We start from the raw sequence: 13,983 nt of genomic DNA on the forward strand, positions 1-13,983 counted from the left end.
GGATTATCCCGCGCCGCCTTGCGACGCCGCCGCTTTCCAGTCGAGTGCCCATGCGCCGGAGAGGACGTTCTGCATCCACAGCGTGCAGGTCAATGACTTGGCGTCGGTCACCGTACCGTCGCGGCACCAGCCGATCATTTCCTCGGGCGTGGCGGTGAACACGTCGAGGAATTCGCCGTGGTCGAGATGCCGTTCGCCGAGCGAGAGGCCCCGCGCAAAGTAGATGTGGATGATTTCGGTCGAATACGCCACCGCCAGATGCATGGCACCGGCATGCGCCCATTCTCGTGCGGTGTAGCCGGTTTCCTCGAGCAGCTCGCGCTGGCCGCAGACCAGCGGGTCTTCGCCCGGATCGAGCTTGCCGGCCGGAAACTCGACCATCACATGGCCCACCGGGTAGCGGAACTGGCGCTCCAGAACCACGCGGCCGTCGTCGAGCAGCGGAATCACCACCACCGCGCCGGGATGCACCACGTACTCGCGCGTGGCGCTGTGGCCGTCCGGCAGGCGGATGGTGTCGCGCTTGGCATGCAGGAACCTGCCCTTGAAGAGCTCTTCGCTGCTGACCAGTTCTTCCTTCAGGTGCGAATCGGCGATGGGTGATGTCATGTCGTCAGTGCCTGTGCTTCATCAGGTAGCGCCAGGTGAACCCTGGAAAGGCCAGCACGATGAAGAGCGCGCCGGTCACCGCGTAGAACTCCCAGCCCTGCGGCGAGATCTGCCCTGCCCTGCGTTCGAACAGCAGCCCGATGCCGCCGGCAATGAAATACAGCACCACCAGCTCGGCAAAGCGGATCGCCAGCGACTTGCGCTTGGCCGGCAGCGGCACGGCGCCGAACAGGCGTTCATTGAAGAACGGCAGGTTGGCGGCCAGGAGCGCCAGCAGCAGGACGACCCAGACCGACGCGGTTTGCGACACCGTGAGCCGGCCGCGTCAGTGGGCCAGCGTGGCCGCGATGGCGTTGTAGCACAGCGTCATCAGACCGCCGGGCAGCACGCCGAGAATCAGGATCAGCGCGCCGTTGATCATGAGCACGGTGCGCACGTCGAACGAAGCCGACACGGTGGTGGCCGTGACCGGTGCGTCGAAGTACATGACCTTGACCACACGCAGGTAGTAGAAGGCGCCGACCAGCGACATCATCACGGCGAACACCGCCAGGCCGATGTAGATGGCCTGGCCCGAGGCGATCAGCGCCTGCAGCACGGCCAGCTTGGCGTAGAAGCCCACCAGCGGCGGCAGACCCGCCAGCGAGAACATCGCGATGGCCATCACGCCGGCATACAGCGGGCTGCGCTGGTTGAGACCGGCCAGGTCGGTGATCTCTTCGCTTTCGAAGCCTTCGCGGGCCAGCAGCAGGATGATGCCGAAGCTCGCCAGCGTGGTCAGCACGTAGGTCACGATGTAGAACATCGAGGCGCTGTAGGCGGCCTGCGCGTTCTGCGTGCCAGAAAGGTCCGAGCCGGCGACCAGGCCCAGCAGCATGAAGCCCATCTGCGAGATGGTCGAGTACGCCAGCATCCGCTTGAGGTTGCTCTGCGCGATGGCCGCGAGGTTACCGATCAGCAGCGAGGCGATGGCCAGCACGGCCAGCATCTGCTGCCAGTCGATCGCGAGCGGCTGCAGGCCGTCGACCAGGAGGCGGATGATGATGCCGAAGGCAGCCAGTTCGGGCGCCGCGCCGATCAGCAGCGTGACAGCCGTTGGCGCGCCCTGGTAGACGTCCGGCACCCACATGTGGAAAGGCGCCGCTCCCACCTTGAACGCCAGCCCGGCCACGATGAACACGAGGCCGAACACCAGCACCTGGTGGTTGACCTTGCCGGTCGAGATCGCCTTGAACACTTCGTTCAGGTCGAGCGAACCGGTCGCGCCGTACATCATCGAGAGGCCATACAGCAGGAAGCCGCTGGCCATCGCGCCGAGCACGAAGTACTTCATGGCCGCTTCGCTGGCCACCGCGTTGTCGCGGCGCAGCGCCACGAGCGCGTAGCTCGAGAGCGTGAGCAGCTCCAGGCCCAGGTAGATCAGCAGGAAGTTGCTGCCTGAGATCATCACGAACATGCCCAGCAGCGCGAACATGCTGATGGTGAAGAGTTCGCCGCCGCGCAGCATTTCGCGGTCTGCCGCGTAGGGCCGTCCGTAGATCAGGGTGACCATCAGCGCAATCGCGGAGAAGCACTTGAGCCAGTTGCCCATCGAGTCGCTCACGACCATGCCGCCGAAGCCGTACGAGGTCTTGCCATCGATCGCGGCCATGCCGGTGAGCACGGCCACCACCAGCAGCGTGAGCAGGGTCAGCACATAGGTGCGGGTGCGGCGCGGGCTCGTGTCCGACAGGTCGACCAGCGCAATGATGCAGGCCATGACCAGCAACACGATTTCGGGGTAGATCGTGACCCAGCTGAGTTTGTCAATCATCTCGTTCTCTTGTCTTCAGCGTGGCATCAGGAGGGCAGCTTCGAAATCGCCACGTGGCGAAGAAGCTCGGTCACGGAAGCGTCCATCGCATCGGTGAAGGGCTTGGGATACAGGCCCATCCACAACACGGCGATGGCCAGCAGCGACAGCATCAGGAATTCGCGGGCATTGATGTCGGTGAGTTCCTTGACGTGGTCGTTGCCGACCGGGCCGAGGTACACGCGCTTGTACATCCAGAGGGTGTACGCGGCACCGAAGATCAGTGCGGTTGCAGCGCCCAGGCCGATCCAGAAATTGGCCTTCACGGCGCCCAGGATCACCATCCACTCGCCCACGAAACCGGCGGTGCCCGGCAGGCCGCAATTGGCCATGGCGAACAGTAGCGCGAACGCGGCGAACTTGGGCATGGTGTTGACCACGCCGCCGTAGTCGGCGATCTGGCGCGAGTGCACGCGGTCGTACAGCACGCCGATGCCCAGGAACATGGCGCCCGAGACGAAGCCGTGAGCAATCATCTGCACGATGCCGCCGGACACGCCGAGCTCGTTGAAGATGAAGAAGCCCAGCGTCACGAAGCCCATGTGGGCGACCGACGAATAAGCGACCAGCTTCTTCATGTCCTGCTGCACCAAGGCAACCAGGCCCACATAGATCACCGCGATCAGCGACAGCGCGATCATGAGCCAGGCCCATTCATGCGACGCATCGGGAGCGATCGGCATCGAGAAACGGAGGAAGCCGTAGGCACCCAGCTTCAGCATGATCGCGGCCAGCACGGCCGAGCCGCCCGTGGGCGCTTCGACGTGCACGTCCGGCAGCCAGGTGTGGACCGGCCACATCGGCACCTTGACGGCAAAGGCCGCGAAGAATGCGAAGAACAGGAAGGTCTGCGCCGTCGACCCCAGCGGCAGCTTGTGCCAGGCCAGGATGTCGAAGCTGCCGCCCGACTTGTTGTACAGGAAGACCAGCGCCACCAGCATCAGCAGCGAGCCGAGCAAGGTGTAGAGGAAGAACTTGAACGCCGCGTAGATCTTGTTCGGGCCGCCCCAGATGCCGATGATCAGGTACATCGGGATCAGCGTGGCTTCGAAGAACACGTAGAACAGGATGCCGTCGAGCGCGGAGAACACGCCGATCATGAAGCCCGAGAGGATCAGGAACGCGCCCATGTACTGGTTCACGCGCTCGGTGATCACTTCCCAGGCCGAGATGACGACGACGACCGTGATGAACGACGTCAGCAGCACCATCCACAGCGACAGGCCGTCAAGACCGATGTGGTAGTTGACGTTGAAGCGGGAGATCCAGCTCGTCTTCTCGACGAACTGCATGGCGGCGGTCCCGTTCTGGAATCGCGTGAACAACGGCACTGTGACCAGGAAGCTCACGATGGCACCGACGAGCGCGACCCAGCGCACGCCCTTGGCGTGCTCTTCGCGGCCAAACGCCAGCAGCACGGCGCCGAATGCGATCGGCACCCAGATGGCAAGGCTCAACAAACCCATTTTTCTTTTTCTCCAGCGTTCGGGCTCAGCGTTTGAACCAGACGAAGTACGTCATCAGGATGAAGATGCCGAGCAGCATCGCGAAGGCATAGTGATAGATGTAGCCCGACTGAATCCAGCGGACCGCGCTCGAAATACGGCCGATCACTTTCCACGAACCATTGACCACGGCACCGTCGATCAGCGCCTGGTCGCCGCCCTTCCACAGGCCCGTGCCGAGCAGGCGCGCACCGCGGGCGAGGATGTTCTCGTTGATCCAGTCGAGGTAGTACTTGTTCTCGAGCAGGTTGTAGATCGGGCTGCAGGCGCGCTTGATCGCGGCCGGCAGCGCCGGATTGATCATGTACATGTAGTACGAGAGCACCACGCCGGCCAGTGCCAGCCAGAAGGGCATGGCGGTGAGCCCGTGCTTTGCCATGGCCAGCGGGCCGTGGAAAGCTTCTTCCAGTTCCTTCATCGCGTGGTGCTTGGTGCCGTCCACGAAGATCGCGCCCTTGAAGAACTCGCCGAACAGCATCGGATCAATGGTGTAGAAGCCGATCAGCGCCGACGGGATCGCCAGCAGCACCAGCGGCAACCACACCACCCAGGGCGATTCGTGCGGCTTGTGGTCGTCGTGGCCATGGCCGTGACCGTGGTCGTCGTGCGCCGCATGGTGATCGTCGTGGTGCGCATCGGGGTTCTGGTCGTAGCGTTCCTTGCCGTGGAAGACCAGGAAGTACATGCGGAACGAATAGAACGCCGTGACGAACACGCCGATCAGCACCGCGTAGTAGGCGAAGTTCGCGCCCCACAGGTGGCTCTCGTGCACCGCCTCGATGATGCTGTCCTTCGAGTAGAAGCCCGAGAACAGCGGCGTGCCGATGAGCGCGAGCGAACCGATCAGCGAAGTGATCCAGGTGATCGGCATGTACTTGCGCACGCCGCCCATCCAGCGGATGTCCTGGTTGTGGTGCATGCCGATGATCACCGAGCCTGCGCCAAGGAACAACAGCGCCTTGAAGAACGCGTGCGTCATCAGGTGGAACACCGCGACCGAGTAGGCCGAGGCGCCGAGCGCCACCGTCATGTAGCCCAGCTGCGAGAGCGTGGAGTACGCGACCACGCGCTTGATGTCGTTCTGGATGATGCCCAGGAACCCCATGAAGAGCGCGGTGATGGCGCCGATCACGAGGATGAAGCTCAGGGCGGTGTCGCTCAGTTCGAACAGCGGCGACATGCGCGCCACCATGAAGATGCCGGCCGTCACCATCGTGGCCGCGTGGATCAGCGCGGAGATGGGCGTCGGGCCTTCCATGGAATCAGGCAGCCACACGTGCAGCGGGAACTGCGCGCTCTTGCCCATCGCGCCGATGAACAGGCAGATGCAGATCACGGTGATCAGCATCCACTCGGTGCCCGGGAAGGTGATGCCGGCCAGCGTGTTGGCCTTGGCGAAGGCTTCGCCGTAGTTCAGCGTGCCGGCGTAGGCGGCGATCAGGCCGATGCCCAGGATGAAGCCGAAGTCACCCACACGGTTGACCAGGAAGGCCTTCATGTTCGCGAAGATCGCGGTCGGCTTGTTGAACCAGAAGCCGATCAGCAGGTACGACACCAGGCCCACCGCTTCCCAGCCGAAGAACAGCTGGAGCATGTTGTTGCTCATGACGAGCATCAGCATCGAGAAGGTGAACAGCGAGATGTACGAGAAGAAGCGGTTGTAGCCGTCGTCTTCTTCCATGTAGCCGATGGTGTAGATGTGCACCATCAGCGACACGAAGGTCACCACGCACATCATCATGGCCGTGAGGCCGTCGACCAGGAAGCCGACTTCCATCTTCAGGCCGCCGACGATCATCCACTCGTAAAGGGTGGCGTTGAAGCGGGCGCCGTCGACCACCACGCTCTTGAGCGTCATGGCCGAGATGATGAAGGCGACGAGCACGCCGAGGATCGTCAGCGAGTGCGTGACCTTGCGGCCGATGTGATTGCCACCGAACTTGGTGCCGAACAGGCCTGCGACGGCAGCGCCGACCAGGGGTGCCAGCGGCACGGCCAGCAGGGTGGATGCGGAAAGGGTTGCGCTCATGTTGATTTCAACCCTTGAGCGAGTTGAGCTCGTCGACGTTGATGTTCGACTTGTTGCGGAACAGCAGGACCAGCAGGGCCAGGCCGATGGCCGACTCGGCTGCAGCCACCGTCAGGATGAAGAACACGAAGATCTGTCCGTGCATGTCGCCCAGGTAGTGCGAGAAGGCCACGAAGTTCATGTTGACCGCCAGCAGCATCAGCTCGATGGCCATCAGCAGCACGATCAGGTTCTTGCGGTTCAGGAAAATGCCGATCACCGACAGCGCAAAGAGCATCGCGCCGAGCGAGAGAAAGTGTCCGAGCGTGATCGTCATGCCTTGTTTTCCTTTGCCGCCTCAGCCGGTGCTGCTTCAGCCACAGGTTCCGCCGCACGCGTCACCGGCATCTGCACGATGCGCACGCGGTCGCGCGCCTTCACGCGCACCTGGTCCGACGGGTTGGTGTACTTGCTGTCCTTGCGGGTGCGCAGCGTCAGTGCAATGGCGGCCACGATGGCCACGAGCAGGATGACCGCGGCAATTTCCAGCGGGTAGAGGTACTCGGAATAGAGCAGCTTGCCCAGCTCCATCGTGTTGGAGGTGTTGGCCGAGGTGACCGCCATGGCGCGCGGTGCTTCACCGAGGCGGAAGCCGCCCATGAGCACAGCCGCCATTTCGAGCGCGATCAACGCGCCCACGCCTGCAGCGAGCGGGAAGTGCTTCCAGAAGCCCTCTCGCAAGCTGTCGACGTTGATGTCCAGCATCATCACGACGAAGAGGAACAGCACCATCACCGCGCCGACATACACCAGCACGAGCGAGATCGCGAGGAACTCGGCGCGCAGCAGCAGCCAGATGGCCGAAGCCTGGAAGAAAGCCAGCACCAGGTACAGCGCGGCGTACACGGGATTGCGGGCGGTGATGACGCGGAAGGCTGCAAAGAGCAGCACCGCGGCAAACAGATAGAACAGACCGGTCTTGACGTCCATTGGAATTCGGGTGGGTACGGGTTTCGGGCTGGACGGATCAGCGGTACTTGGCGTCGGCCGCCTTGTTCGCTGCAATTTCTTTTTCGTAGCGGTCGCCCACGGCCAGCAGCATGTCCTTGGTGAAGTACAGGTCGCCGCGCTTCTCGCCGTGGTATTCGAAGATGTGGGTCTCGACGATCGAATCGACCGGGCAGCTCTCTTCGCAGAAGCCGCAGAAGATGCACTTGGTCAGGTCGATGTCGTAGCGCGTGGTGCGGCGCGAGCCGTCGTCGCGCACATCGGACTCGATGGTGATCGCCAGTGCCGGGCAGACGGCTTCGCACAGCTTGCAGGCGATGCAGCGCTCCTCGCCGTTTTCATATCGGCGCAGCGCGTGCAGGCCGCGAAAACGCGGCGACAGCGGTGTCTTTTCTTCGGGGAACTGCACCGTGATCTTGCGGGCGAAGGCGTACTTGCCCGTGATCGCCAGGCCCTTGAACAACTCGAACAGCATGAAGCTGCCAAGAAAATCCTTGAGCGAGAACGGCGCGGAAGCCAGTTTGGACGGGCGCGAGAGTCCGCCCGCGGTATGTGAAGCAGTCATGATGTCGGCGCTTCCAGTTATTTCCAGATGTTGAACGGCGTCTGCATCCAGCCGCCCACAACGACCAGCCACACGAGGGTGACGGGAATGAAGATCTTCCAGCCCAGACGCATGATCTGGTCATAACGGAAGCGCGGGAACGTCGAGCGCACCCACAGGAACATGGTGACCACGCAGAAGGTCTTGGCACCGAGCCAGATCCAGCCCGGGATGAAGCTCAGGAACTCGAACGGTGGCAGCCAACCGCCGAGGAACAGCACCACGGTGAGGATCGAGACCAGCCACATGTTGGCGTACTCGGCCAGGAAGAACATCGCGAAGCTCATGCCCGAGTACTCGATCATGTGGCCCGCAACGATTTCCGATTCGCCTTCCACCACGTCGAACGGATGGCGGTTGGTTTCGGCCAGGCCCGAGATGAAGTACACGACGAAGATCGGCAGCAGCGGCAGCCAGTTCCACGACAGGAAGCCCACGCCCATGTTGGCGAAGATGCCCTTGCCTTGAACATTCACGATCTCGCTCATGTTCAGGCTGCCGGTGACCATCAGCACCACGACGAAGCAGAAGCCCATCGCGATTTCGTAGCTCACCATCTGTGCCGAGGCGCGCAGCGCGCCTAGGAAGGCGTACTTCGAGTTCGAGGCCCAGCCGGCGATGATCACGCCGTACACCTCGAGCGAGGTGATGGCCATCACGAACAGAAGGCCTGCGTTGATGTTGGCGAGCGCCACATCGGGGCCGAAGGGAATCACCGCCCATGCGGCGAGCGCCGGCATGATGGTCATGATCGGGCCGAGCAGGAACAGGCCCTTGTTGGCGACCGTCGGAATGATGATTTCCTTGGTCATCAGCTTGAGCGCGTCGGCGATCGGCTGGAGCAGGCCCAGCGGTCCGATGCGGTTCGGTCCGATGCGGATCTGCGTGAAGCCGATGGCCTTGCGCTCCCACAGCGTGAGGTACGCCACGGCCAGCATCAGCGGGATCACGACCACGATGATCTTGATCAGCGTCCAGATCACGGGCCACGCCACGGCCGTCCACCAGCCTGCGCCGATCAGCCCCTGGCCGAAGCCATGAATCGCGTCGATCATGCCAATGCCTCCTCGGCCGGAGCCGATGCGACTGGGGCGATCAATGCGTTGCGCGCATCGGCCGTCAGTTGCAGCGACGGGGCGCGGCGGACGATCGAATCGAGCTGGTAGATGCTCGCGACCACGGGTGCCGCCGTAGCGCCGTTGGATGCAATGGCGTTTTCCGCCGTCGCATTGTTCAGGGCGCTGGCCGGCACGTTGCCGCCCTCCTCCAGTGCCTGAACAGTCTTGAGCACTTCAGCGGTCGATTCGAACGCGAAGCCGGGCAGGCCGAGCAGGTTCGCCAGCACGCGCAGCACCTTCCACGCCGGACGCGCTTCGCCTTGCGGCTTCACGACGGCATGGAAGCCTTGCACGCGGCCTTCGGCATTGACGAAGGTGCCGGGCGTTTCCGTGAACGGGGCGATGGGCAGCAGCACGTCGCTGAATTCGAGGTTGGCCTTGAAGGGGCTCAGCGTGACGACCATCTGCGCATTGCCGATGACATCGGCAGCGGCAGCGCCGGCTGCCGAGTCGAACACCGGTTCGGTGTTCAGCAGCAGCACGGCTTTGAGGCCCGAGCCGCTGGCGAGCATGCGGCCGGCATCGAGGCCCCCGTTCTTCGGATAGGCGCCGACGAGCTGTGCGCCCACGGTGTTGGCGGCTTCGGTCAGGTAGCCGACGGTGGCACCGGTCTGTGCGCCGATCCAGTTCGCGAGGGCCAGCAGGCTGCTGGCTTGCGCGTGGTGGGCGGCGGCATTGCCGAGCAGGATGGCCTTGCGCTCGCCGCTCAGCAGCGATGCCGCGATGGCTTGCGCGGCGGCATCGGGCTCGCTCTTCGGTGCCAGCGGTGCGGCGGCGCCGTTGGTCTTGCCGATGGCGGCAGCGACTGCGGCGAGCGCTTCTACCCACTGGTCGGCTTCCACGATGGTCGACTGCGCCACATTGATGGCCCAGGCGTCGCGGTCTGCCATGAGGCTGGACGAGGTAATCACCGACAGCGCGGCGCCCTTGCGCACGGCCTGGCGGATGCGCTGCGCGAACAGCGGGTGTTCCTTGCGCAGGTTCGAACCGACGACCAGCGCGCGCTGCACTTGCGTGAGCGATGCGATCGAAGTGCCGAGCCAGCGGACGCCTTCGAATGCCGTGAATTCGGCATTGCGCAGGCGGTAGTCGATGTTGTCGCTGCCCAGTTCACGCGTGAGCATGGCGGCGAGCTGCAGCTCTTCGAGCGTGCTGTGCGGGCTGACCAGCGTGCCGATGCTTTGCGCGCCGTGGTCGGTCTTGATCTGCTTCAGGCCATTGGCCACGTATTCGAGCGCGGTCTGCCAGTCGACCTGCTGCCATTGGCCGCCTTGCTTGAGCATGGGCTGCGTCAGGCGTTCCGGGCCGTTGAGCGCTTCGTACGAGAAGCGGTCGCGGTCGGCGATCCAGCATTCGTTGACGTCTTCGTTCTCGAGGGGCACCACGCGCATCACACGGTGGTTCTTGACCTGGACGATCAGGTTCGAGCCGGTCGAATCGTGCGGGCTCACCGACTTGCGGCGCGACAGCTCCCAGGTGCGGGCGCTGTAGCGGAAGGGCTTGCTCGTGAGCGCACCGACCGGGCAGATGTCGATCATGTTGCCCGAGAGTTCGGAATCAACCGAGTCGCCGAGGAAAGTCTCGATTTCGGAATGCTCGCCGCGCTGGGTCATGCCGAGCTCCATCACGCCGGCCACTTCCTGGCCGAAACGGACGCAGCGCGTGCAATGGATGCAGCGGCTCATCTCTTCCATGCTGATGAGCGGGCCAACGTCCTTGTGGAACACGACACGCTTTTCTTCTTCGTAGCGCGAAGAAGAGCCACCGTAGCCCACGGCCAGATCCTGCAGCTGGCATTCGCCGCCCTGGTCGCAGATCGGGCAATCCAGCGGGTGGTTGATCAGGAGGAACTCCATGACCGACTGCTGCGCCTTGATGGCCTTCTCGCTCTTGGTGCGGACGATCATGCCCTGCGTGACGGGCGTGGCGCAGGCCGGCATCGGCTTGGGCGCCTTTTCCACGTCGACCAGGCACATGCGGCAGTTGGCGGCGATGCTGAGTTTCTTGTGATAGCAGAAGTGCGGGATGTAGGTGCCCGCCTTGTCGGCCGCATGCATCACCATGCTGCCTTCGGTCACTTCGACCTTCTTGCCGTCGAGTTCGATTTCGATCATGAGTATTTTTCTTCTCGCGCTCAGGCCTGGACGGGTGCCTTCGGGACGTAGCCCGGGATCAAGGCCTCGAACTCGTGACGGAAGTGCTTGATCATGGCGCGCACCGGCATCGCCGCTGCATCGCCGAGGGCGCAGATGGTGCGGCCCTGGATGTTGTCTGCCACGGAGTTGAGCAGGTCCATGTCGGTCGCCCTGCCCTGTCCGTTGTGGATGCGGTCCACCACGCGGTAGAGCCAGCCCGTGCCTTCGCGGCACGGCGTGCACTGGCCGCAGGACTCGTGCATGTAGAAGTACGAGAGGCGCTTGAGCGACTCGACCATCGAGCGGCTGTCGTCCATGACGATCACCGCGCCCGAGCCCAGCATGGAGCCGGCCTTGGCAATGGAGTCGTAGTCCATGGTGCAGGCCATCATGATGTCGGCCGGCAGCACCGGCGACGACGATCCACCGGGGATCACAGCCTTGAGCGTGCGGCCCTTGCGGACACCGCCGCACAGTTCGAGAAGCTTGGAGAACGGCGTGCCCATGGGCACTTCGTAGTTGCCCGGCAGTTCGACGTCACCGCTCACCGAATAGATTTTGGTGCCGCCGTTGTTCGGCTTGCCGCATTCGAGATAGGCCGGACCGCCGTTGTTGATGATCCAGGGCACCGCCGCGAAGGTCTCGGTGTTGTTGATGGTGGTGGGCTTGCCGTAGAGGCCGAAGCTCGCCGGGAACGGCGGCTTGAAGCGCGGCTGGCCCTTCTTGCCTTCGAGCGACTCGAGCAAAGCGGTTTCTTCGCCGCAGATGTAGGCGCCGAAGCCGTGGGCCGCGTGCAACTGGAAGTTGTACGTGCTGCCCATGATCGCGTCGCCGAGGTAGCCGGCGGCGCGCGCTTCTTCGAGGGCTTCCTCGAAGCGGTCGTAGCTCTGGAAGATCTCGCCGTGGATGTAGTTGTAGCCCACGCTGATGCCCATCGCATACGCAGCGATGGCCATGCCTTCGATCACGATGTGCGGGTTGAACTGCAGGATGTCGCGGTCCTTGCACGTGCCAGGCTCGCCTTCGTCGGAGTTGCAGACGAGGTACTTCTGGCCCGGGAACTGGCGGGGCATGAAGCTCCACTTCAGGCCCGTCGGGAAACCGGCGCCGCCACGGCCGCGCAAGCCAGAGGCCTTGACTTCGGCGATCACCTGGTCGGGCGTGAGGCCCTCGGTGAGGATCTTGCGCAGCGCCTTGTAGCCACCGCGCGCCTCGTAGTCGGCCAGGCGCCAGTTGGTGCCGTTCAGGCCGGCATAGATCTGCGGCTCGATGTGGCGGTCATGGAAACAGGTCTGGACGCCCGTGGCCTGGAACTGCTGGAGTACTTGTTCGGGCGACATCAGGCAGCCTCCCCTTTGGTCGAGCCGCGCAGGCCTTCGATGAGCTGGTCGAGCTTCTCGTTGCTCATGAAGCTGCACATGGTGCGGTCGTTGACCAGCATCACGGGCGAGTCGGCGCAGGCGCCCAGGCACTCGCTCTGCTGCAGCGTGAACACGCCGTCGGCGGTGGTCTCGCCCATCTTGATGCCGAGCTTCTTCTCGAGGTGAACGAGTGCGGTGACGCCGTCACGCAGCTGGCACGGCAGGTTGGTGCACACGTTGAGCTTGAACTTGCCCACCGGATGCTGGTTGTACATGTTGTAGAAGGTCGTCACTTCGTGCACGGCGATGGGCGCCATGCCGAGGTAGTCGGCAATCTCGCGCTCGCGTTGCATGCTGACGTAGCCTTCGTCCTGCTGCACGATGGCAAGGCAGGCCATCACGGCGGATTGCTTGCCGGCTTCAGGGTACTTGGCGACCTCGCGCGCAAAGCGCTCGAGGATCTGGGCCTTCAACGGAGCCGAAGGGGCCGCGTCGTGGTGATGCGTTGAGGAAGTCATTCGCTCTTTCTCACCTGTCGATTTCGCCGAACACGATGTCCATCGTGCCGATCACCGCGACAGCGTCGGCGATCATGTGACCGCGCGACATTTCGTCGAGGGCGGCGAGGTGCGGGAAACCGGGCGCACGGATCTTCAGGCGGTAGGGCTTGTTGGCGCCATCGCTCACGAGATAGATGCCGAACTCGCCCTTCGGATGCTCGACGGCGGCATAGGCCTCGCCTTCGGGCACGTGGAAGCCTTCGGTGAAGAGCTTGAAATGGTGGATCAGCTCCTCCATGTTCGCCTTCATCGATTCGCGCGCGGGCGCAGCGACCTTGTGGTTGTCGGTGATCACCGGGCCGGGATTCACGCGCAGCCATGCCGAGCACTGCTGGATGATCTTGTTGGCCTGGCGCATCTCTTCGACGCGCACGAGGTAGCGGTCGTAGCAGTCGCCGGTCTTGCCCACGGGCACGTCGAACTGCATCTGGTCGTAGACGTCGTAGGGCTGCTTCTTGCGCAGGTCCCATTCGATGCCCGAGCCGCGCAGCATGGGGCCGGTGAAGCCCAGGTTCAGCGCGCGCTCCGGCGTCACGACGCCGATGCCCACGGTGCGCTGCTTCCAGATGCGGTTGTCGGTGAGCAGCGTCTCGTACTCGTCGACCATCTTCGGGAAGCGCTTGCAGAAGTCGTCGACGAAGTCGAGCAGCGAGCCCTGGCGGTTTTCGTTCAGGCGCTCGATGGCCTTCGCGTTCTTGATCTTGCTGACCTTGTACTGCGGCATTGCATTCGGCAGGTCGCGGTAGACGCCGCCCGGACGGAAATACGCCGCGTGCATGCGCGCGCCGGACACGGCTTCGTACATGTCGAACAGGTCTTCACGCTCGCGGAAGCAGTAGATGAGCATGTTCATCGCACCGCAGTCCAGGCCGTGCGCGCCGAGCCACAGCAGGTGGTTCAGCAGGCGGGTGATCTCGGCGAACATCACGCGGATGTACTGCGCGCGGATCGGCACATCGAGGCCCATCATCCGCTCGATAGCGAGGCAGTAGGCATGCTCGTTGGACATCATCGACACGTAGTCGAGGCGGTCCATGTAGGGCAGCGACTGGATGAAGGTGCGCGATTCGGCAAGCTTCTCGGTCGCGCGGTGCAGCAGGCCGATGTGCGGGTCGGCACGCTGGATCACTTCGCCGTCGAGCTCAAGCACCAGGCGCAGCACGCCGTGCGCGGCCGGATGCTGGGGGCCGAAGTTGAGGGTGTAGTTCTTGATTTCGGCCATA

General features: G+C 63.5%; 13 protein-coding genes. All 13 read right to left on the reverse strand.

The features are described 5' to 3' along the window. Window positions 1-3: 3 nt before the first annotated feature. Genes M2282_RS03785 through M2282_RS03845 form a run of 13 tightly spaced genes read right to left on the reverse strand, consistent with a single transcriptional unit; the run spans window position 4 to window position 13,982 of the window. Window positions 4-609 (reverse strand): NUDIX hydrolase, encoded by a 606-nt coding sequence (locus M2282_RS03785; protein WP_280807435.1) that lies wholly within the window; start codon window positions 607-609, stop codon window positions 4-6. A gap of 4 nt (window positions 610-613) precedes the next feature. Next, the gene (locus tag M2282_RS03790; RefSeq protein WP_280807436.1) at window positions 614-919 is read right to left on the reverse strand and encodes a DUF2818 family protein; all 306 of its coding nucleotides are present in this window, start codon (window positions 917-919) and stop codon (window positions 614-616) included. 15 nt (window positions 920-934) lie between these two features. Then, entirely contained in the window at window positions 935-2,422 is a 1,488-nt protein-coding gene (gene nuoN, locus M2282_RS03795; RefSeq protein ID WP_280807437.1) for an NADH-quinone oxidoreductase subunit NuoN, read from the reverse strand. Between the two features lie 26 nt (window positions 2,423-2,448). Next, complete coding sequence (locus M2282_RS03800; protein ID WP_280807438.1) at window positions 2,449-3,927, reverse strand: NADH-quinone oxidoreductase subunit M; 1,479 nt, start codon at window positions 3,925-3,927, stop codon at window positions 2,449-2,451. Between the two features lie 25 nt (window positions 3,928-3,952). Further along, window positions 3,953-5,995, reverse strand: a complete 2,043-nt coding sequence (gene nuoL, locus M2282_RS03805) for an NADH-quinone oxidoreductase subunit L (RefSeq protein ID WP_280807439.1) — start codon at window positions 5,993-5,995, stop codon at window positions 3,953-3,955. Between the two features lie 7 nt (window positions 5,996-6,002). Then, window positions 6,003-6,311, reverse strand: coding sequence for an NADH-quinone oxidoreductase subunit NuoK (gene nuoK, locus M2282_RS03810; protein WP_176656439.1), 309 nt, complete (start codon window positions 6,309-6,311; stop codon window positions 6,003-6,005). Continuing rightward, window positions 6,308-6,964 (reverse strand): NADH-quinone oxidoreductase subunit J, encoded by a 657-nt coding sequence (locus M2282_RS03815; RefSeq protein WP_280807440.1) that lies wholly within the window; start codon window positions 6,962-6,964, stop codon window positions 6,308-6,310. The genes nuoK and M2282_RS03815 overlap by 4 nt, the downstream gene beginning before the upstream one ends. A 37-nt stretch (window positions 6,965-7,001) precedes the next feature. Continuing rightward, entirely contained in the window at window positions 7,002-7,547 is a 546-nt protein-coding gene (nuoI, locus tag M2282_RS03820) for an NADH-quinone oxidoreductase subunit NuoI (RefSeq protein ID WP_013542405.1), read from the reverse strand. 17 nt (window positions 7,548-7,564) lie between these two features. Next, window positions 7,565-8,641, reverse strand: coding sequence for an NADH-quinone oxidoreductase subunit NuoH (gene nuoH / locus M2282_RS03825; protein WP_280807441.1), 1,077 nt, complete (start codon window positions 8,639-8,641; stop codon window positions 7,565-7,567). Next, the gene (nuoG, locus tag M2282_RS03830) at window positions 8,638-10,818 is read right to left on the reverse strand and encodes an NADH-quinone oxidoreductase subunit NuoG (RefSeq protein ID WP_280807442.1); all 2,181 of its coding nucleotides are present in this window, start codon (window positions 10,816-10,818) and stop codon (window positions 8,638-8,640) included. The genes nuoH and nuoG overlap by 4 nt, the downstream gene beginning before the upstream one ends. A 20-nt stretch (window positions 10,819-10,838) precedes the next feature. Continuing rightward, window positions 10,839-12,179: an NADH-quinone oxidoreductase subunit NuoF gene (gene nuoF / locus M2282_RS03835; RefSeq protein WP_280807443.1), complete on the reverse strand. Its 1,341-nt coding sequence runs from the start codon at window positions 12,177-12,179 to the stop codon at window positions 10,839-10,841. Then, window positions 12,179-12,718 (reverse strand): NADH-quinone oxidoreductase subunit NuoE, encoded by a 540-nt coding sequence (gene nuoE / locus M2282_RS03840; protein ID WP_280807444.1) that lies wholly within the window; start codon window positions 12,716-12,718, stop codon window positions 12,179-12,181. The genes nuoF and nuoE overlap by 1 nt, the downstream gene beginning before the upstream one ends. Window positions 12,719-12,728: 10 nt before the next feature. After that, entirely contained in the window at window positions 12,729-13,982 is a 1,254-nt protein-coding gene (locus M2282_RS03845; protein WP_280807445.1) for an NADH-quinone oxidoreductase subunit D, read from the reverse strand. Window position 13,983 lies beyond the last annotated feature (1 nt).

The organism is Variovorax boronicumulans (genome assembly GCF_029892485.1).
Lineage (GTDB): Bacteria > Pseudomonadota > Gammaproteobacteria > Burkholderiales > Burkholderiaceae_C > Variovorax > Variovorax boronicumulans_B.